Below are 17,855 nucleotides of genomic sequence, written 5' to 3'. Positions count from 1 at the left end.
CGACGAACGATCCATCATGGACGGTTCATCCGCGCAGACATTTGACCTGCCTCAACACCCCGCAACTCAGGCTTGCGTAGTCTTCCTTCGCGGGGCCTTGCTGTTGGTCGGCGTGCAGTAGACGCGATAGAGCGCGGCCAGGACTTCGCGCGCGGGATCGCTTGCGATCGAATAATAGATCGTCTGAGCATCGCGGCGGGCCGAGACCAGGCCATCCTTGCGAAGGAGCGCAAGATGCTGAGACACCGTGGAATCGCGAAGATCCAGGAATTCAGCGAGATCCCCGACCGAGCGCTCGCCACCGACCAGTTGGCAGATGATCAGCAGCCGATGGCGATTGGACAGGGCTTTCAGCAGGTCGCTGGCGCGATCGGCGGCAGCCTCCATGGCTTCTATGTTCATTTTCATACTTGCGTATATACGATGATTCGAATATATAGTCAAGCGTCGGACTCGACAGGCCAAAGCTCAATTGGCGCAGCCGCAACCCAGTAACGAGAGAGCAGACGGAGGCGACCATGGCGGAAGTAGTAGTGATCGGTGCCGGTCTCAGCGGGACGCTGATGGCCTATGAATTATTGCCGCAGTTGAGAAGGGACGACCGCCTCACGGTGGTCTCGCAGGGACCTGTCTATCATTTCGTCCCGTCCAACCCCTGGGTCGCGGTCGGCTGGCGCAAACAGAGCGATATCGAGATCAATCTGGTTGAAATCATGAAGCGCAAGGGAATCCGGCTCTTGACGCAAGGCGCACAACGCGTGCATCCGGCGGAAAATCGCGTCGAGCTCGTAGACGGAACGTCTATCAATTACGACTACCTCGTCGTCGCTACCGGGCCGGAACTCGCATTTGACGAGATCCCGGGGCTTGGACCAGACGGCCACACGGAATCGATCTGCCACGTCGATCACGCCTCCCATGCCCACGAGGCCTTCGAAAAGCTCGCTGCCAATCCAGGACCGGTCGTGATCGGAGCCGTACAAGGCGCATCCTGCTTTGGCCCGGCCTACGAGTTCCTGTTCATTCTCGAAACCGAGCTGCGCCGCCGCAAGCTGCGCGACCGCGTCCCCATGACTTTCGTGACTTCCGAGCCCTACATCGGTCATCTCGGTCTCGATGGCGTCGGCGATACCAAAGGGCTCCTGGAAAGCGAGATGCGCGAAAAGCACATCAAATGGATCACCAACGCGCGCATCGATCGCATCGAGCACGGCAAGATGTCGGTGGAGGAATTTGCCGAGAATGGCACGGTCCACAAGGCCCATGACCTGCCCTTCGCATATTCCATGATGCTACCCGCATTCCGCGGCGTCGAAGCCGTTCGCGGTATCGAGAAGCTCACCAACCCGCGCGGCTTCGTCATCGTTGACAAGCACCAGCGCAACCCAGCCTACCAAAATGTGTTCGCGGTCGGCGTCTGCATCGCGATCGCACCCGTTGGGACGACGCCGGTGCCGGTCGGCGTGCCCAAGACCGGCTTTATGATTGAATCCATGGTCACGGCTACCGCCATGAACATCGGCGCCCTGCTCCGTGACCAGGAGCCAACGGCGCAGCCGACCTGGAACGCGATCTGCCTGGCAGATTTCGGCGATTCCGGCGTCGCCTTCCTGGCGCAGCCGCAGATCCCGCCCCGCAACGTCAACTGGTCATCCAAGGGTGAATGGGTTCACCACGCGAAGGTCGCGTTCGAAAAATACTTCCTGCGCAAAATCCGGCGCGGTGAGCGCGAGCCGTTCTACGAGCGTTTTGTGCTCGACAGGCTCAACATCGCAAAGGTCAAAGAGGTCAGGGTCAAGGAGGTCAGGACGGGAACATGAGTACCAGCCGACAGATCGTCTGTGGACATTGCGGGAAGATCAATCGACTGCCCGCCGAGCGGGTGGGGACGGCTGCCCGCTGCGGATCCTGTCACCAGCCGATTTTCGAAGGCCATCCCATCGAGGTCGACGAGGCCGGCTTCGGCCGACATGTCGCCCACAGCGATATCCCCGTACTTGTCGATGTCTGGGCGCCGTGGTGCGGACCCTGTCGGACCATGGCGCCGATGTTCGAGCGGGCCGCCAAAGAACTCGAGCCGCAGGTTCGCTTGCTGAAACTCAACGCCGATACCGCGCCTTCCGTCGCTTCACGCCTCGGAATCAGCGGCATCCCCACGCTGCTGTTGATGAAAGGCGGCCGCGAGATTTCACGAAAATCGGGCGCGATGGACACGCAGAATATCGTCGCCTGGACGAGGGCCGGGCTTGCCGGGTCCTCATAACCTTCAACCCCCGACGGAGTACCACCTCATGAATATCGATAAAGCAGTTCTTACCTTTGCAGGATTTGTCGTCCTACTCGGCCTCTCACTCGGCTATCTGGTCAATCCCTACTGGTATCTGCTGACGGCATTCGCCGGCCTGAACATGATCCAGGCATCGTTCACCGGCTTCTGCCCGGCAGCCACCGTCTTCAAGAAGCTCGGAGTGCGAAGCGGCAACGCGTTCTCTTAGATCGGCCGGATTTGATCCGTCCAGATTGATCTGTCGATGTCCACCTCAAAAGGGAGCGTCCGATGACCTATCATTTTTCCAAAACAGTCAACCTCCCATTCGATAGCGCGGTCGCCGCGACAACCGAGGCGCTGAAGCGGCACGGCTTCGGCGTCCTCACCCAGATTGACGTCAAGGATACCCTGCAGAAGAAGATCGGCGCCGATTTCCGCCCCTATCTTATTCTCGGAGCCTGCAATCCAAAGATGGCGTATGAAGCGCTGATGCTGGAAGACAGGATCGGAACGATGCTTCCCTGCAACGTGATCGTGCAGCAGCGCGACGCCAACAAGGTTGAGGTCTCCGCCGTCGATCCCGTGGCATCGATGAATGCAATCGATAACCCCGGCCTCGGCAAGGTTGCCAGCCAGGTAAGGACCCTGCTCAAACAAGTTATTGCCGACATCGGCTGAATGCGCCCGCGCGTCTTCTCAACAAGAAACATCTGGGCCATCGCTGCCAAGGTTCGCGAAGAGCTCAGGGCCCGTGGCGATGTAGGTATCGTTGTCATATCTGCGACTGGATTCCGACGCTTATGATCGAGATAACGCCGACCCGCCACCAGCTCAAATCACGCCGCGTCAATCTCGATGGCGATGACGCTGCGCCGACACATGCAGCCTGACACCTTCAAACGATAGGAAGCGTGCGGCGTGCGCGCGAACGCGAAGCGCCGAATGCGTCCACCCGCGTCGACGGTGCAGTGATCAATCTCGCATAGCGGATGTCGAAGGCGCTCGATAGCTCTTTGAGAGGGACTGCATCGTGAAGTCCGGTCACTGGCTTGATCTGCCAAGGTCCGAACGCCCTCTCCATCCTTCCAGTGCCTCGATCGACGGCTTCCCGACAAACAAACCTCATCGCGACGCAAACGCTTTTCTGCTCGCCGACGCGGGCGGACGCATGCCTGGCACAGTCAAGCGGACCGGGGTCGGTGGAAATGATCGCGTAAACTTCAAAGGATGAAGCCGCGAAAGCCACCGGGACTGTCAGCCAGTTCATACTCCGAACCTCACGCCCGGTGATATCAAACGCTGTTTCAGCGCACCATTCGGATTGCCCGCCAAAATGATTCCAGAGACAGAACCGGACGGCACCGCCATCACGAAACGCGGCTCGACCGCCAGAAGGACGCCTGGTGACGGCGGAAAAGCCGGACGGATAGCGGCAATCGCGGGCGGGCGAGCACATCGATATGAGCTGCCGTCCGCAGTTCGGGCGGCTTCAAGACGGCAGGGAAGAGCCAAGTTCACACCGAAAGAGCGAACCGACGATGGCCGATCTGAAAACATGGCAGGGTTATACAAGCCAGTGCAACGGCGTAATGGTCGCCTGGATCAATCAGACGCAAGCGCTGAAAGGGACCGGGTCCGATGGGGTCTGCAATGCAGTTACGCTGGAATGGATAGAAGGCCTAGACTCCGTCCGAACCCGCGCCGCGTTTTACAATAAGTTTGTGGCGGTCGATTCGAAGGGAGAGTTTCTCGAATACTCCTTGCCGAAGGCATACATCGATCGGCAAAAGGAATTGCAGGACAAATACACATTGAACGTGGAGACATTGGACAAATTACTTTCGGCCGCGCAGAAATACCAAAAAGATAATCCGAATAAAAAAGTCGAATCTGATGCGATGTTTGAAAATTATTTCAAAATCGAGCCGACCGTAAGGAGAGGCGATCAATGCAAAAATGTCGTCACATTCGAAACGGCCGATGGCTTCGTCCAACCTCAAAGTACTCAAACAAGTGTCATACGCATTCACGCTGCACATGATGGCCGGAAATAGCGGCCACGCCGTCGCATTCAATCTGCAGCCGATCCAGGGAAGTGGTCCGGAGAATTTCGTTTATCATTTTCTGGATCCGAATACAGGCTGGTTCTACTTCAAGGAATTCAGAGGACTTTTTATTTTAGTTACGAAGGCCGTGCTGGGTAATTACCAGGGCAAGTACAAGACATTTAAAGTCAATGAGTACAGATTGCCATCTTGATGCGGGTGCCGGTGCGGATCGGCCCTCAAGGAGAAAACCTGTACGCAATCCATGACACGTGCGTTCGACCCGAAGGGCAGGGTGACGGCGATGAACTATCAGGATTTGCGCAAGACCCTTTCGATTCAGGGCGACTCGGTCTCCATCAATCTCGGCACGCTTGGGGCAGAGGTGGACGCGCTGCTGCGCTCGGTTTATCTCGGCCGCTCCGTGGTGATCAGGGAGGCCAAGCCCGGCCCCGGCGACGGCACCAACAACGAGGTCGTGATCTCCGGCCGTACCGCGTTTCTCTCGACGCCCCTGCCCGCTCGGACTTCCGGTGCTGGCGACCTTCACGCTCGACGGGACCACCGTCCACGTGCTGATTCAATACACCATGGTCGGCAGGTCGATGCCGACCGGAAGCTGGAAGTTTTCGCAGAGTTTTCCGCACCTGCCCGGGCTGTTCAACTACGCCCGCATCCAGCCCGACGGCCCGGTGATGTCGCCGCTCGACGATTTGTCGTTCGTCGACGCCAGCTTCTTCGCCACATCCCGTGGCGGCACCGAGCCGGGATACGGCATTTCACTCATGCCGGGCCTCAACTTCGCCAGCCGCATCCGTCCTTCGGATCTGATGGGCGTATTCCAGCAGGTCCTGTTCGGCACGTCCGACACGCTGGTGCTGTCGGGGCCGATCTTCATGCCCGATCCCGCTATCAAGCTGCCGCCGCGCCGGCCGCTGGATCCGGATCACTTTCCCTGGAGCGCGGAAGTCGTCACGCCGGTGCCTGGAATCATGCTGAAGGCGCCGCTAAAGGCAAAGCCGCTGACGCTCGGGGGCAAGCTGACCTTTCAGGCCACCGAATTCCGCATCTACAACCCGCTCACCTATGACTGGCTGAATCAAAACCGGACTTACCTTCCGGTGGCGGCTTTCCTCGGAAAGATCAGCATTCCGAGCGCGGCCATCGAGGTCGACCTGGCAATGGAAACCCAAGCTGGCGCCGACAGTGCGACCTTGCTGGGCACATTCAAGGGCGTCACGGTGGCCAAACTCGCCGGCACCGGATCGCTGATCGACGACATGCCGGATCCGCTCAAGAAGGCCGGCGACGTGCTCGGCAAGCTCGAACTCGAGAACGCCAAGATCGAGATCTCGACAGCGGGCGGACGCCTCGCGGTGCTGGGCACCTCGGCCACCATCGGCATGCCGGACCAGACCTGGCGTCTGTGGCCGGGCACCGACCATTTCGATGTCCGTGCGATCTACGCGCGCTTCGATGTCGTAAGTCCGTTCAGCAGTCCCCGCATCGACGTCACGGTCGGCGGCACGATCTTGATCGAGGGCGTGCCGATCCTGTTGCGGGCGCGCAAAGGCGACGGCTTCACCGCCTATGCCGAACTCGGCGGGGCGCAGACCATCCCGCTCAAGAGATTGATGCAAACCTACATTCCGGCGGTGCCGCCGCCGAGCGATCTGACCATCGATGCAATGAACGTGATCGTTGCGCCGGGCACATATTATTCCTTCACGACACTGATAGCGCAGTAGCCCAATCCATGGGTGATCTCGCTCGGGCCGAAGGACCTGATCATCAGCGATCTCAGTTTGATGCTCATGTACCCGTCCGGCGGACCGATCCAGGGTTCGTTTGCCGGCACCATCGCCCTCGATACGGTGGCAACGCTGTCGATCGCCTACGACGTTCCGGGGCCGCTGATCATCCGCGCCAACCTGCCGAAGATCGGCCTGACCGACCTGGCGCGCGAGATCGCCAGCGTGACCGATCTGCCGTTCCCGCCCGGCTTCCCCGAGATCGACCTGCTCGATTCCTTTGTTCAGTTCACCCGCGACACGACCGGCGGCGCCGCCGCCACCTACGACTTCATCCTGCGCACCACGGTGGCGATCGGCAGCACGACGAATTTCAACCTGATGGCGCTGGTGCTCAAGACCGAGACGGCGACCGGGTTTGCGGCCGGGATCTGGACGCCCAACTGGGCACCGGGCGCCGGCTGGACGCCGGGTTCGCTATGGAAGCCGCTCAGCGCGATCGAGATCGACAGCGCCGGGCTGATCCTGACCTCGGTCGCGCCGTCCCCCGCGCAGCAACGGCAGATGATTCCGATCAACGACGTGCCGGCGCTGCAACAGGACAAGTTCAAGGTCATCGCCGGCGTCAACTTCTTCGCCTCGATGCGGCTCAATCTCGGCTCGGTCGCCGTTCTCAACCAGATCTTCGGCATCGAGACCGTTTTCAGCGTGTTCGCCGCGCTCGGCACTGACGAAAGCACCATGCTGATCGCACACCTCGGAAGCAACTACAGCAAAGGCGCGTTCACCTTCAATGGATTCGATCTGGCTTGGGAAAGCACCGGCACTAGCAACGCATCAGTCAGCGCCACCGCGCGCGGAACTGTCGACGTCGACGGCAACAAGCTATCGCTGGCAGTGACGGGCGCGGTCACCACCGACGGGACGGCTCGTCTAGCCCTCGCGGTGGTCGACTGGGTGCACCCGTTCGGCTACCAGCGGCTGATCGTAAGGCAGTTCGCCATTGCGGTCGCTCTGGCCGACGGCGTCACCATCACGCTTGCCGGCGCGTTCGACTTCACGACAAAGCGGGGCAAATCGTTCCTGTTCGCAGTGGCCGGCGCCATCACCGATTTCGAAGCCCCTTCGGCGCTGGCCTTCGCGCTGCACAGCGACACGCCGGACCAGATGCTGAAGCTCGGCGAGGTGCTCGAGGGCATCACCACCATCGACATCTACGACCTGCCGCCGGAAACCACGGTGGTGCCGTGGATCGCGGAGATCAAGCTGCTCGACCTGTTCCTGGAAATCCAGGATCTCCGGTTCTGGGCGGTGCTGGTCGATCAGGTGACGATTGACACCACGGTCTACAAAAAGGGCTTCGGATTCGTCGACGACATCGCCCTGTTCGGAAAGCCGATCCGGCTCTATGTCGAAGTGCAGCAAGCCAACCAGCGATTCGCCGGTAGCGCTGAATTTCCCGACTCGATCGAACTCGGCAACGTCCTGACGCTGAGCCGGCCGACCGCCATCGCGATGGATTCGAAGCAGGACCTAGCGGTCTCGCCCGGCACACCATCGTCGCACCAAGGGCCTGCGCTGCAGGTTTCGTCGTTCCTCGACAGCCAGCATAAGTACTACCTTTTCGTCGCCGCCCATGTCGTCCTGCTCGACGTCATCAAGATCGACATTCTGGGCGAGGCCAATAATGACGGCATCAAGTTCAGTTACGATGTGGCGGCCGGGACCTCGGGAAGCGGAGCGTGGCACAACAAAAGATCGACGTCCTTGTTAGCCGCGAGAAGCTGGCGTTCAGCGCCGGACTTGCCTACGATTTCGGGCTGAAGAACGTGACGCTCGGCGGATTCGATCTGTTCGGCGTGCTCCCGATCCCGTCGATTTCGCTGCCGAACTTCGAAATCGGCATCAGCGGCACGATCGGCGCCGGTCTGCTGCCGCCTAAGTTCAGCCTCGGCGGCTCACTCGAGTTCAGCTTCATGGGCCTCGATCTTGACGAGGGATTCTCGATCGACGTCGACCTGACGCAGGCGCCCTCCAAGATCGCGGATTTCGGCGCGCTGCTGCTGCAATGGATCAAGGATCATCTGCAGGACCTCTTGAAGAAGGTGCTCAACCTCGCCTCCGCCTTTGCGGACTGGGTCAAGAAGAACTTCGAGGCGTTCAAGGACGCCGTCGAGCATGTGGCACAGGTTTTCGCGAATGTATTCTCGGACGTGGGCCAGGACGCAGTGAAGGAGCTAATGAAGGGGATCGGCTTCGCCGAATCCGCCATCGAGGACGCCATCAAGACCGTTTACGGCAAACTGGAAGAAGCGTGCGCGATAACGCGCGCGGCGCTTGCCATGTGAGATCAGTACGCAGAGGCGACGCGGCACGGTCGTCCTAATTAGGCACGGGCTCAACCGCGGAAGGAGCAACGTCATGGCGAAACTGGCGGACTGGACGGGTTACGCGCGGCGGTTCAATGGCACGGTGTCGGCGTGGATCAACCAGGCCGAGGCCCCGAAGCTGCTGGCGGACAATTCACAGGGCGTCTGCAATGCAATTGTGACGGACTGGCTCGCCAGTTTTCGGGGATACCGATCGGATCGGATGAAATTCATCGCAAAGTTCACCAAGCGCGACAACAACGGACTGCTGTTCAATGCGAATATTCCAGACGAATACATCGCGCAGCAGGCGCAACTCAGCAATGAATTGGCGTTGCATCGGGCGGGATTGGCGAAGCGGCTTGCCCAGATCGAGGGCTTCGAGAAGACGGGTGACGTTGAATCGGCGAACGAGGCCAGATTGGCCTTGCTGTTTTTCACGAAGCTCGCGACTGGCGGAATCGATTGCATGCGGTTCGTGATCGAGCATTCGCTGCCGGACCTCATCAACCATGTCAAAGGCCTGAAAGGATCCGGCTTCATCCGGCTCGCGCTGACGGGAAACATCCCGCTCAAATGGTACGAATTCAAAGACAAGCCCTTCGGCCATGCAATTGGCCTCGAACTGCGGCCGGGCCGGAAAATCTTTCATTTCATCGACGCCAACCTCGGCCTGTTTCTGTTTTCGACCTTGGACGACCTGCTGGCGTTCGTGCAACAAGCGGTTTCGCCCCGCTTTTACGCACAGATCAACATCACGAAGTACGTGATCTACAGATACGACATTGGCTTGGGCGGCGACCTCAGCCCCGAAGAGCAGGCGGAACAGAGAAGAATAGACCAGGAAAGCAAGGCGGAACGGCAAAGGCAGCGGCAGCAACTTGCCAAGGAGCTGGAGGAAATCGAGAAGGAAGTGGCGGAAATGATGGCCGGCCTGGCGCACGACCTCAAATCCGAGCAGGAGAATAAATCACAGCCCGAACACGAGTTCGGAGAAGACGTCTGATGTGGCGGCGCATGCGGAGATGCGCTGCCCCACGCCACCGCGCAATCATGAGTTGTATCACAATCTTCTTGCAGGCTGATGCCTTCGCATGCGTGGCGCTCTGAGTCGCATTCGACGGATCACACAAGTGCTTACTTCCGGCCGAACGGCGGTCAAAGCGGCTTTTGAATGACGAGTTCCTCACAAAGAACTGATACCTGCGACGGAACGTCGCGGTGAAAGTTCCGTTATGGTGCGCTTCGTTCAAACCCACTGGAGGTTCTTGCAATGCGTAAACTCATCATCGCCACCGCTGCTGTCGCCCTGCTGTCTTCGGGCGCCTTTGCCCAGTCCGCCGACAAGGCAGGCGCCGCCGGCACCTCAGCCACGAGCGGCGATACCATGAGCAAGGGTGACGGCATGAAGATGAGCAAGAGCAAGCACAAGAAGGCGAAGAAGTCGAAGTCGTCGTCCGAGGGCGAAGAGGCCAAGTAAGCTTCAAGTCTTAAGCCTCGCGTCTTAAGCCTCACGTCGCTCGCATGCCGCTGCTCGCGGTGCATTAAAGCGTTGAATTGAGACTTGGCCGCCCCCTTCGGGGCGGCTTTTTCGCTGTTAAAGGCCTTCGACGGAAGAGGCCGGAATAACCGGCTGCACGCGCTATAGCCGGGCTGCAAACCACGCCGACAGCTCGGCCTCGCGTTGGCCGCCGACATAGACCTCCGCGCCGGCCATGCGTGTTCGGCCGAGCGTCAGCAGTACGCCGCCGGCAAACGCGAACCACAGATGCGGGTCGGTCAGCGCCATCAGCTTGTGCAGATCGTGCTGCAGCGGCTGGTGATTGGCGGCCTTGCGCACCTCGACCGCGAGCAAATGCTGCGGAATGCTGCGCCGGTGCACGACGATGTCGGGATAGACCGACTTGCCAAGCGGATCATCGGTCGACACGATCGATCCGCGCGGCAGCAGCATCGCGCGGTCGCCGAACCGGTTGTAGTCGCAATCGACGTCCCAGCCGGGGAAATGCCGTTCGATCTGCACCGCAAGCCGGTGCGTCAGCGTGCGCTCGCCAAGGTCCCGCTCCAGGATGAAGCGCTCACGCGCATAGAACTCCTGCAATGCGGAGATCAATCGACTAAGCTCGGAGTGCATACGTCCCAAAAACGCGACAACAGGATGAGTAGGTCAAGACACCCGCACGACCAGCGCGAATCGCCGATCGCGGAACAGCCGTGATGTTGTCATGGAGTGGCGGCGGTTTTGCGACCGCCGCAAGACGTGAGCGCTGCAGTTGAGCGTTACATCTGCACTTCGATCAGGCGGGGGCCTGCTTCCGCATTGGCCTCCGCGAGCGCCTTGTTGAACTCGTCGGCGGTGGTGACGGCGCGCCCCGGGACGCCCATGCCCTTGGCCATAGCGACGAAGTCGAGCGTCGGGCGGTCGATCTTGAGCATGTCCTGCGCGCGCTGGCCGGGTTGGCCGGCACCGACGCCATCGAACTCACCGCGGAGGATCTGATAAATCTTATTGGCGAACACGATGGTGACGACGTTGAGGTTCTCGCGCGCCTGGGTCCACAGCGACTGGATCGTGTACATCGCGCTGCCGTCGCCGACCATGCACATCACCTTGCGATCCGGACAGGCCACCGCGGCGCCGGTCGCGACCGGCGTCGAGAAGCCGATCGAGCCACCCATGTTCTGCAGCCAGTCATGCGGTGCGGCGCCGGCCGTCAGCGGGAAGAAGCCGCGGCCGGTGGTGATTGATTCGTCGACCATGATGGCATTTTCCGGAATCGCATAGGCGATCGCCTGCGCGATCGTGGTGTGGTTGAGCGCGCCGGTCGGCTTCACCAGCTCGGCGAGTTGCTGCGGCTTCACATCGGAGGCCTTGGCGCCGAGGCCGTCGGCGAGCGCGGCCAGCGCGCCTTCCGAATTCTCACCCCAGGCGGTCATGCGGTGCACATGGGCGCCTTCCGCCTTCAGCATGCTCGGCTTGTTCGGATAGGCGAAGAAGGCCACCGGGTCGTTGGACTCGACCAGCACGATCTGCTTGAAATTCTTCAGGATCGGCAGCGCCTGCTCGATCACGTAAGGGATGCGGTCGATCGAGAAGCGGCCGCGGCCGCGCGCCATGCGCGGGTGATAGGTCTGGCCCATCACCTTGCAGCCGGTCTTGCCGGCGATCCGCTGCGCCAGCGCCAGGCACTGTTCGGTCAGCGCGTTGCCGGTGAGCAGCAGCAGCGTATGCTCGGCGTCGTCGTGCAGCATCTTGGCCGCCTGCTCCACCGATTGCGACGAATAGTTCGGGCGCTGGCTCTCGGTCGGCACCTGCGCGATATCATCAGCCTCGTTCCAGGCGGTATCTGCAGGCAAGATCAGGGTCGCGATTTGCGGCGGCGCACTCTTCGCGGCAGCGATGGCCGCCGCGCCGTCGGTCGCAATCGCCTTGGCGTTCGGCGAGGTGCGAACCCAGTCCGACATCGGCCGCGCGAGGCCTTCGATATCAGACGTCAGCGGTGCGTTGAGGCCGATATGATAGGTCGCGTGCTGGCCCACGATGTTGACGATGCCGGAGCGCGCCTTCTTGGCGTTATGCAAATTGGCAAGGCCGTTGGCGAGGCCGGGACCGAGATGCAGCAGGGTCGAGGCCGGGGTGCCCTTCATGCGGAAATAGCCGTCGGCGGCACCGGTCACCACGCCCTCGAACAGGCCGAGCACGCAGCGCATGCCCTCCACGCGGTCGAGCGCGGCGACGAAATGCATCTCGGACGTACCCGGATTGGTAAAGCAAACGTCAACGCCGCCCGCGACCAGGGTCCGCACCAGACTTTCCGCACCGTTCATCATCTCGCTCCCGTTCGCGTCAGGCTTTGGTTTCTCGAAGGAACTTCAGATCAATCATTGTTCGCGGGCGCAGTCAAAGGGGGAAGCCGCATTGCAGCCATCGTCTCGCCGACAATGGCGGGACTTGGCTAACAGGTCTTGGAGCATCATGCCGGCAAGATACGACCGGGGCGTGCAGGAAATTTTCGGTTACGATCTTGAGCGAAAGCGCCGGCTGTCACGCTGCCGTGGGTTGCGCAACGGAACGTTTATGGCCAGTCTGAAGGTCAGGAATATTGCGGGGGAAATGGCGATGATAATGCGTGCGTTCTGTGTAGCGGCCGTGGCGATCGGCCTGGCGACGAGCGCCGCGCGCGCCGAATTCTTCGGTTCGCCGGACTTCACAGGTACCGGCCCGGGTTTCATCCAGGGCGGCACGAGCCCGATCCCGCGCGAGACGATCATGTACCCGACCAACCTGGCGCCGGGCACCATCGTGGTGAACACCGCCGAGCGGCGGCTATATCTGGTACTGGGAGACGGCGAGGCACTCCGCTACGGCATCGGCGTCGGCCGCGACGGCTTCCGCTGGGGCGGCGTGCACCGCATTTCCGCCAAGAAGGAATGGCCGGCTTGGACGCCCCCCCGGCAGATGATCGCGCGCCGGCCCGATCTGCCGCGCCATATGGTCGGCGGCATCGAGAACCCGCTTGGCGCCCGCGCGCTCTATCTCGGCTCGACGCTGTACCGCATTCACGGTTCCAACGAGCCCGAGACCATCGGCCAGGCGGTCTCGTCAGGTTGCTTCCGCATGACCAATGAGGACGTCACAGACCTCTATGACCGCGTCTCGGTCGGCGCCACGGTGATCGTCAAGAACTGATACAGATGGTTCAAAGCCTGCAGGCCGCGCCAAGGCGCGGCCGAAGCCGCGCGATTCTTTGGGCGGCAACATGGACGACGCTGCTCGTCCCGGCCACCGCCCTGCCGGCGCCGGCCGGCGAAATTCCCGCGGTCGTCGCGCGCCAGCGCATGGAGAAGAAGAGCTTCACCGACGCCGAGATCACCGACGGCTTCTTCAAGACCGCCTTCGGCGCCGAATATCATCTCGCCGGCCGAGTCGACCGCATCCGCAAATACGACATGCCGGTGCGGGTGTTCGCCGATGGCCACCGCGCCGACCGCAAGGCCCAGCTCGCCAAGGTCGTCACCGACATCGGCGCCAGGATCCAGCACCTCGACATCGCCATGACCGAGAGCGACGAGGACGCCAGTGTCCACGTCAAGCTGGTGCGCGACCGCGATCTCTACCGCACCATCAGCCAGGCCTATGGCAACGAGCGCGCCCGCGAAATCAAGCACTCGCTCGATCCGCAATGCCTGTCCGGCTTCCGCAAGAACGACGCCTACGAGATCGAGCATTCCGACGTCATCCTCACAGTCGACAATGGCGACTTCGTCTTCCTCGACTGCGCCTATGAGGAGCTGCTGCAGTCGCTCGGGCCGATCAACGACACATCGAGCGTGCCCTGGACCATGTTCAACGACAATGTCTCGATGGGCTTCTTCGACGTCTACGACCAGTACATCCTCAATTTGCTCTACGATCCTCGCATCAAGGCCGGGATGACGTTCGCAGAGGTGAAAGCGGTGCTGCCCGAGGTATTGCCCGACGTCCGCGCCTTCGTGAAGAACACGAACAATCTGCCGGATTGAAAGATTGATCGGAGTGAACCGGGCACCACGAACGGTGCACCCTCTCCCCTTGTGGGAGAGGGTGGATCGCCGACGCGGAAGCGGCGGCGAGCCGGGTGAGGGGTCTGCATCCGCGGAAACAGACCCCTCATCCGGCGCTTCGCGCCACCTTCTCCCACAAAGGGAGAAGGCGCATCGAGCTTGCCGCGGCGAATCAGCCCGACTAACTACTTGCAAATCCCCTTCAACGCGCTCCACTCTTCCGCGCTGAGCAGCTCCGGGCCGGTCGGCGGCCGGTCCTCGGCGCGCATCCGCTGCAGCCGGTCCTCGCTCAGGGGATGGCTCGCCAGAATTGAGGGCCGCTTGCTGCCCTCCTTGCCAGTGACGCGGAACATCAGCTCGCCCATCGGACGGGTCGGCCGCCCGAGCTTGTGCATCACGTCGATCGCAAAGCTGTCCGCATCGTGCTCGGCCTCGCGTGAGTAGGACGCGCTGACCAGCGTCCGCGAGGCGAACAGCGCGGCGCCTGCCCCGGTGACATCGCCGAACAGCAGTCCGATCAGGAACGAGCTGCCGCCATTGTGGATCAGCTCGCGCACATTGTCGCGGTGCTTGAGGTGGCCGAGCTCATGCGCCAGCACGCCTGCGATCTCGTCGGGGTCGTGTGCCTTTTCCAACAGGCCGCTCAGCAGGAAGAACCGCCCGCCAGGCAGCGCGTAGGCGTTCGGGATCGGCGTATCCAGCACCGATGAAACCACCGCCGCGTCGAGCCCGGCCGGCACCCGCAGGGCTTCGACGAGCTTCGCGAAGGCCGCCTGGCCCGCCGTCCCCTTGCAGATCTTGTCTCCGAACACTGTCGTGAGCTGCACCTCGGCGGCCTCGCCGAGATGCCGTTCCATGGTCCGTGGCACCAGCGGCGTGAGCCGGTCGGCCGCAAGCGGAATCGCAAACAGCACGACCGCGATGATCGACGCAGCCGCAGCCACCGACCAGGCCACGATGCGTGCGATCGCTCCGCCGCTCAATTGATTCTCGTCGATCTCGGCGCAGCGCGCGACCAGCTCGGCAGCCAGCGCGGAATCGCGAATCTCGAGCCTGGCGAGCGGCGGCGCGGACCGACAGCTCACCCGCAGCGTGCCGGCCGGGCTGTCGACCCGTCGCAGGTCGGGATAGGCCCAGGAGACGAAATTGTCGTCGCTGCGCATGACGAGCTGGTTGACCAGCGCAATGTTGACTGCCTGCCGGCGGTTGGAGACGCCGTCGAAATAGACCGCAGCGCCGACCGCCGGGCGCGCGGCAGCGTGGTTCGCGGCACGATCATCAGGCGTGCCGGATGCAGCCGCGTCAAAAGCCGGCGACATCGAGACCATCGGCAAATCCCTCACCGAGCGCGCTCGCCAGATCGCCCTTGGCGACGACATTGGCTAGCGCCTCGAGGCCACGCAGCTCGACCGAGTCCAGCACCTTCACCCAGATGTCACGCAGCAGATAGAGTCGCATCACGACGTTCAGCGCCAGCATCAGGGCGACGTAGCCGAGCCCCAACATGACGAGCAACGGAATATTGTCGAGCAACACCTCGGGCGTCGGCAGCCCATCATCGGCGGCATCCTCGCCGAATTTCACGGCCAGGCCACCTACGACGCCGAAGTAGCTACCCGAGGCGAGCGACAGCAACGCGAACCAGCCGATCACTTTCCAGTAAAGACCCTGGAGCGCGCCCGGCCGCAGCGTCGATTGCAGGTCTGCGCCGCCAAACCGAATGCCAGACACCCACCAGCGCCACTCGATCGCCCGAAACCGGGCATAGAGGAAAGGCAGCAGCGGAAACAGCACGATCGCGATCGGTGTGCACAGCCACAGCCACCAGGCTTGCTTGAAGAAATCCCAGCCCCTGCCCTCGAAACGTCCTTGCAGGTCACCGTAATAAGAGTGCCGCATCTTGTAACGCTCGAGCGCGGCCTCGCGCCACGGCCAAGCGAAGCCGAGTGTGACCACGACCAGCATCGTCCACAGCATCGAGCGGCCGGCATAGGCCCATCCCGAGCCATCCATCCAGAACCGGACACCGCGCCAGACGGTGCGGGTCAGGCGATAGCGGCGCGCGCGGTAGATCGCGAACTGGCCGAATGCGTAGAACGCGATCACTAGCGGCACGCCGGCGAATCCCTTGAACCGCTCGGCTTCGATGCTGACCAGAAAATAGGCCAGATAAATCGGGACCAGGATCGCCAGCGCAAACAGGAAACCGATCAGCAGCTCCTTGCCGCGACCGGTGTATTCGGCAGCGTCACCGTCGACGATGGTGTTGGTCCATAGATGCCTGCGGATATCGGTGGCGAGCCAGAAGCGATAAAAGCCCAGCGTCACGAGCTCCAGCGCCGCGCCCCGGCTGACCAGCCGGAAAAACCTGCCGCGCCCGCCGGAGAACGAGGTGGACGCCGGCGGCAGCGGTGGCGGCGGCTGCGGCACGAAACTCATCTGATTCACGACTGAAACCTCCTGCCCGGATCAAATCACCGGCAAAGAGCAACGCTCACCGGTGCCCCGTTTCCGAAGGCGCATCAACTCGCCGCAGCCATTTCTGCGAATCTCGAAAAAATAGCAGCAGATTCTATGCATCGGGTGCGACTTTGGATTGGATGTTCCGATAATGTGCGCGCCGAACGACCGATCGGAACTTCTCACCCGCCACACTCGTCTGTCGCCATGACGCACGTCACGGTTCGATCATACGGCATGCTTTTCCGAATCGCCGTCGAAAATTTTTGACGATTTTTGCCTTATGTGATTTTTTCAAATAATTCGCGACCGATCAGCATGCGGCGAATCTCGCTGGTGCCGGCGCCGATCTCGTACAGCTTGGCATCGCGCAACAATCGCCCGGTCGGATAATCGTTGATGTAGCCGTTGCCGCCCAGAAGCTGGATCGCATCCAGCGCGCATTGTGTCGCCTTCTCCGCGGCGTAGAGAATGGCGCCGGCCGCGTCCTCGCGCGTCGTCTCGCCGCGATCACAAGCCTTGGCGACCGCGTAGACATAGGCACGCGAGGCGTTCATCGTCGTGTACATGTCCGCGACCTTGCCCTGCACGAGTTGGAACGTGCCGATCGGTTGGCCGAACTGCTTGCGCTCGTGGACATAAGGCAGCACCACGTCCATGCAGGCCTGCATGATGCCAAGCGGTCCCGCGGCAAGCACCGTGCGCTCGTAGTCGAGACCGGACATCAAGACGTTGACGCCGCGGCCGACCTCGCCGAGCACGTTCTCCTCCGGCACCTCGCAATCTTCGAACACCAGCTCGCAAGTGTCCGAGCCGCGCATGCCAAGCTTATCGAGCTTCTGCGCGGTGGAAAATCCCTTCATGCCCTTCTCGATGATGAAGGCGGTGATGCCGCGCGGCCCCACCGCCGGATCGGTCTTGGCATAGACCACCAGTGTTTCGGCCACGGGTCCGTTGGTGATCCACATCTTGTTGCCGTTGAGGACGAAGCGATCACCCTTTTTCTCCGCACGCGTCTTCATCGACACCACGTCGGAGCCCGCCTGCGGTTCCGACATCGCCAGCGCGCCGACATGCTCGCCGGAAATCAGCTTCGGCAGATATTTGCGCTTCTGCGATTCGCTGCCGTTGCGCCTGATCTGGTTGACGCAGAGATTCGAGTGCGCGCCATAGGACAGGCCGACGGACGCCGAGGCGCGGGAGATCTCCTCCAGCGCGATGCAATGCTCGAGATAGCCGAGGCCGGAGCCGCCATAGTCCTCCTCGACGGTGATGCCATGCAGGCCGAGCTCGCCGAGCTTCGGCCACAGGTCGCGCGGAAACTGGTTGGTCCGGTCGATCTCGGCGGCGCGCGGCGCGATCTGATCCTGTGCAAAAGAGAACACCGTGTCGCGGATGGCATCCGCGGTCTCGCCGA

General features: G+C 61.7%; 18 protein-coding genes. 12 read left to right on the top strand and 6 right to left on the bottom strand.

What is annotated here, in order from left to right; all coding sequences use genetic code 11:
• Positions 1 to 66 precede the first annotated feature (66 nt).
• On the bottom strand, positions 67 to 408 hold the full coding sequence (locus WA702_RS03140) for an ArsR/SmtB family transcription factor (RefSeq protein WP_425109067.1): 342 nt from the start codon (positions 406 to 408) through the stop codon (positions 67 to 69).
• Positions 409 to 518: 110 nt separating this feature from the next.
• On the opposite strand from WA702_RS03140, the gene WA702_RS03135 reads away from it, so the two are divergent.
• The 10 genes from WA702_RS03135 (at position 519) to WA702_RS03090 (ending at position 9,914) form a co-directional block, all read left to right on the top strand.
• A complete protein-coding gene (locus tag WA702_RS03135; protein WP_425109066.1) occupies positions 519 to 1,820 on the top strand; it encodes an NAD(P)/FAD-dependent oxidoreductase in 1,302 nt (433 codons plus the stop codon).
• Positions 1,817 to 2,263 carry a thioredoxin TrxC gene (gene trxC / locus WA702_RS03130; protein ID WP_425109065.1) on the top strand — a complete coding sequence of 149 codons (447 nt, stop codon included), beginning with the start codon at positions 1,817 to 1,819 and terminating at the stop codon, positions 2,261 to 2,263. Before WA702_RS03135 ends, trxC begins: the two co-directional genes overlap by 4 nt.
• Positions 2,264 to 2,291: 28 nt before the next feature.
• Complete coding sequence (locus WA702_RS03125; RefSeq protein ID WP_425109064.1) at positions 2,292 to 2,495, top strand: YgaP family membrane protein; 204 nt, start codon at positions 2,292 to 2,294, stop codon at positions 2,493 to 2,495.
• A 62-nt stretch (positions 2,496 to 2,557) separates the two neighbouring features.
• On the top strand, positions 2,558 to 2,947 hold the full coding sequence (locus WA702_RS03120) for a DUF302 domain-containing protein (RefSeq protein ID WP_425109063.1): 390 nt from the start codon (positions 2,558 to 2,560) through the stop codon (positions 2,945 to 2,947).
• An 860-nt stretch (positions 2,948 to 3,807) separates the two neighbouring features.
• Positions 3,808 to 4,323, top strand: a complete 516-nt coding sequence (locus tag WA702_RS03115; RefSeq protein ID WP_425109062.1) for a hypothetical protein — start codon at positions 3,808 to 3,810, stop codon at positions 4,321 to 4,323.
• 524 nt (positions 4,324 to 4,847) lie between these two features.
• Positions 4,848 to 6,062: a hypothetical protein gene (locus tag WA702_RS03110; protein ID WP_425109061.1), complete on the top strand. Its 1,215-nt coding sequence runs from the start codon at positions 4,848 to 4,850 to the stop codon at positions 6,060 to 6,062.
• 60 nt (positions 6,063 to 6,122) lie between these two features.
• Positions 6,123 to 7,889 carry a hypothetical protein gene (locus WA702_RS03105; RefSeq protein WP_425109060.1) on the top strand — a complete coding sequence of 589 codons (1,767 nt, stop codon included), beginning with the start codon at positions 6,123 to 6,125 and terminating at the stop codon, positions 7,887 to 7,889.
• Complete coding sequence (locus WA702_RS03100) at positions 7,808 to 8,413, top strand: hypothetical protein (RefSeq protein WP_425109059.1); 606 nt, start codon at positions 7,808 to 7,810, stop codon at positions 8,411 to 8,413. Before WA702_RS03105 ends, WA702_RS03100 begins: the two co-directional genes overlap by 82 nt.
• Before the next feature lie 73 nt (positions 8,414 to 8,486).
• Entirely contained in the window at positions 8,487 to 9,440 is a 954-nt protein-coding gene (locus tag WA702_RS03095) for a hypothetical protein (protein WP_425109058.1), read from the top strand.
• A 267-nt stretch (positions 9,441 to 9,707) separates the two neighbouring features.
• A complete protein-coding gene (locus WA702_RS03090; RefSeq protein ID WP_425109057.1) occupies positions 9,708 to 9,914 on the top strand; it encodes a hypothetical protein in 207 nt (68 codons plus the stop codon).
• Positions 9,915 to 10,076: 162 nt separating this feature from the next.
• On the opposite strand, the gene WA702_RS03085 is transcribed toward WA702_RS03090, so the two are convergent.
• Together WA702_RS03085 and WA702_RS03080 are read right to left on the bottom strand one after the other, a co-directional pair.
• Positions 10,077 to 10,568 carry a hypothetical protein gene (locus WA702_RS03085; RefSeq protein WP_425109056.1) on the bottom strand — a complete coding sequence of 164 codons (492 nt, stop codon included), beginning with the start codon at positions 10,566 to 10,568 and terminating at the stop codon, positions 10,077 to 10,079.
• A 146-nt stretch (positions 10,569 to 10,714) separates the two neighbouring features.
• Positions 10,715 to 12,262, bottom strand: a complete 1,548-nt coding sequence (locus WA702_RS03080; protein WP_425109055.1) for an acetolactate synthase large subunit — start codon at positions 12,260 to 12,262, stop codon at positions 10,715 to 10,717.
• Between the two features lie 292 nt (positions 12,263 to 12,554).
• On the opposite strand from WA702_RS03080, the gene WA702_RS03075 reads away from it, so the two are divergent.
• A complete protein-coding gene (locus tag WA702_RS03075) occupies positions 12,555 to 13,124 on the top strand; it encodes a L,D-transpeptidase (RefSeq protein ID WP_425109054.1) in 570 nt (189 codons plus the stop codon).
• Between the two features lie 5 nt (positions 13,125 to 13,129).
• Positions 13,130 to 13,957, top strand: a complete 828-nt coding sequence (locus tag WA702_RS03070; protein WP_425109053.1) for a DUF2927 domain-containing protein — start codon at positions 13,130 to 13,132, stop codon at positions 13,955 to 13,957.
• A gap of 206 nt (positions 13,958 to 14,163) precedes the next feature.
• On the opposite strand, the gene WA702_RS03065 is transcribed toward WA702_RS03070, so the two are convergent.
• From WA702_RS03065 to WA702_RS03055, 3 genes are all read right to left on the bottom strand, one after another.
• Positions 14,164 to 15,306: a M48 family metallopeptidase gene (locus WA702_RS03065; RefSeq protein WP_425109052.1), complete on the bottom strand. Its 1,143-nt coding sequence runs from the start codon at positions 15,304 to 15,306 to the stop codon at positions 14,164 to 14,166.
• Entirely contained in the window at positions 15,281 to 16,417 is a 1,137-nt protein-coding gene (locus tag WA702_RS03060) for a DUF898 family protein (protein WP_425109075.1), read from the bottom strand. Before WA702_RS03060 ends, WA702_RS03065 begins: the two co-directional genes overlap by 26 nt.
• A 302-nt stretch (positions 16,418 to 16,719) precedes the next feature.
• On the bottom strand, positions 16,720 to 17,855 hold a 1,136-nt coding region (locus WA702_RS03055), incomplete at its 5' end, for an isovaleryl-CoA dehydrogenase (protein ID WP_425109051.1).

Origin of the sequence: Bradyrhizobium sp., assembly GCF_049798375.1 — a bacterium.
Taxonomy (GTDB): Bacteria; Pseudomonadota; Alphaproteobacteria; order Rhizobiales; family Xanthobacteraceae; genus Bradyrhizobium.
This window is presented reverse-complemented; position numbering and strand designations above follow the sequence as displayed.

Excerpts from the sequence above, each read along its gene's own strand:
- WA702_RS03140 (WP_425109067.1), bottom strand. The coding sequence starts at position 408 with ATGAAAATGAACATAGAAGCCATGGAGGCTGCCGCCGATCGCGCCAGC.
- WA702_RS03135 (WP_425109066.1), top strand. The coding sequence starts at position 519 with ATGGCGGAAGTAGTAGTGATCGGTGCCGGTCTCAGCGGGACGCTGATG.
- trxC (WP_425109065.1), top strand. The coding sequence starts at position 1,817 with ATGAGTACCAGCCGACAGATCGTCTGTGGACATTGCGGGAAGATCAAT.
- WA702_RS03125 (WP_425109064.1), top strand. The coding sequence starts at position 2,292 with ATGAATATCGATAAAGCAGTTCTTACCTTTGCAGGATTTGTCGTCCTA.
- WA702_RS03120 (WP_425109063.1), top strand. The coding sequence starts at position 2,558 with ATGACCTATCATTTTTCCAAAACAGTCAACCTCCCATTCGATAGCGCG.
- WA702_RS03115 (WP_425109062.1), top strand. The coding sequence starts at position 3,808 with ATGGCCGATCTGAAAACATGGCAGGGTTATACAAGCCAGTGCAACGGC.
- WA702_RS03105 (WP_425109060.1), top strand. The coding sequence starts at position 6,123 with ATGCTCATGTACCCGTCCGGCGGACCGATCCAGGGTTCGTTTGCCGGC.
- WA702_RS03095 (WP_425109058.1), top strand. The coding sequence starts at position 8,487 with ATGGCGAAACTGGCGGACTGGACGGGTTACGCGCGGCGGTTCAATGGC.
- WA702_RS03090 (WP_425109057.1), top strand. The coding sequence starts at position 9,708 with ATGCGTAAACTCATCATCGCCACCGCTGCTGTCGCCCTGCTGTCTTCG.
- WA702_RS03085 (WP_425109056.1), bottom strand. The coding sequence starts at position 10,568 with ATGCACTCCGAGCTTAGTCGATTGATCTCCGCATTGCAGGAGTTCTAT.
- WA702_RS03080 (WP_425109055.1), bottom strand. The coding sequence starts at position 12,262 with ATGAACGGTGCGGAAAGTCTGGTGCGGACCCTGGTCGCGGGCGGCGTT.
- WA702_RS03075 (WP_425109054.1), top strand. The coding sequence starts at position 12,555 with ATGATAATGCGTGCGTTCTGTGTAGCGGCCGTGGCGATCGGCCTGGCG.
- WA702_RS03070 (WP_425109053.1), top strand. The coding sequence starts at position 13,130 with ATGGTTCAAAGCCTGCAGGCCGCGCCAAGGCGCGGCCGAAGCCGCGCG.
- WA702_RS03065 (WP_425109052.1), bottom strand. The coding sequence starts at position 15,306 with ATGGTCTCGATGTCGCCGGCTTTTGACGCGGCTGCATCCGGCACGCCT.
- WA702_RS03060 (WP_425109075.1), bottom strand. The coding sequence starts at position 16,417 with ATGAGTTTCGTGCCGCAGCCGCCGCCACCGCTGCCGCCGGCGTCCACC.